Source organism: Niallia sp. 01092, assembly GCF_052318935.1.
Taxonomy (GTDB): domain Bacteria; phylum Bacillota; class Bacilli; order Bacillales; family Cytobacillaceae; genus Niallia.
In genome coordinates this window covers 1-938 of record NZ_JBQRKO010000060.1, presented here as the reverse complement: position 1 = coordinate 938, position 938 = coordinate 1, and the positions used below count along the sequence as shown (strand labels likewise).

Sequence of the window (938 nt, the reverse complement as noted above, 5' to 3'; positions counted from 1 at the left end):
ACGACAAGTGGACAGCACAAACGCTAGCGATCAACAAATGGAAACAAATTATAATGACATCGCTGAGGTAACACTGGTAAAAACCGAAGCACAGCAACGTCCATTGGAAGAGTATGTCGTAATTATGGAGAGTGCAAAATGAAGCAAATTAAATATCTACAAGACTCACTTGTATCACTAAGACTAGTGGAAATTTCAAAAAATCTTCCTTCCCTACTGAAAGAAGCTGAGAAGGAACAGCTAAGTTATATTTCCTTCCTGAATAATGTAGTGGAATATGAACGGAAAATTAGAGACGAGAAAAACATGGAAAAACGATTAAAACTTGCAGCATTCCCATGCATCACTCCTTTAGAGGAATTTAATTTAGATGAACAAGAATCATTAAGTTTAAAGCAGTTTAATCAATTAAAAGATTTAGCATGGATTGAGCAGTTATTTAATCTCATTCTATTAGGACCGCCAGGTGTTGGAAAAACACACATGGCGGTTGGATTAGGATTAGAAGCGATCAAGCGAGGTTACAAAGTCTCTTTTATTTCGATGGGCGACTTGGTACATACATTGAAAACCATGGACATAACGAGAAAGTCCCAAACAAGGATTAAGAGAATGAAAGAATCACATTTAGCCATTATTGATGATTTGATGTACGCCGCAATGGATCCGAGAGAAGCAAACTTATTTTTCCAATTGGTTAATGACTTGTACAACAATTCATCCATTATCTTAACTTCTAATCGTTCCCCAAAAGAGTGGACCGAACTATTAGGTGACGTGGGTGTGGCAACAGCTATTTTGGATCGTCTCATTCATCGTGCGGAAATTGTTCATTTTAATGATTCAAGCTATAGGATGAAACATAGAGAAACTATTTTTAAAGAAGCAAGTGTTCAAAATTAATAAGCAAAATTGTTCAAATGTACTTGACGCTTACA

General features: G+C 36.1%; 1 protein-coding gene. It reads left to right on the top strand.

The features are described from left to right. The first annotated feature begins 138 nt into the window (after nucleotides 1-138). On the top strand, nucleotides 139-903 hold the full coding sequence (gene istB, locus ACTXGU_RS22230) for an IS21-like element helper ATPase IstB (protein WP_443483696.1): 765 nt from the start codon (nucleotides 139-141) through the stop codon (nucleotides 901-903). The last annotated feature ends 35 nt before the right edge of the window (nucleotides 904-938 follow it).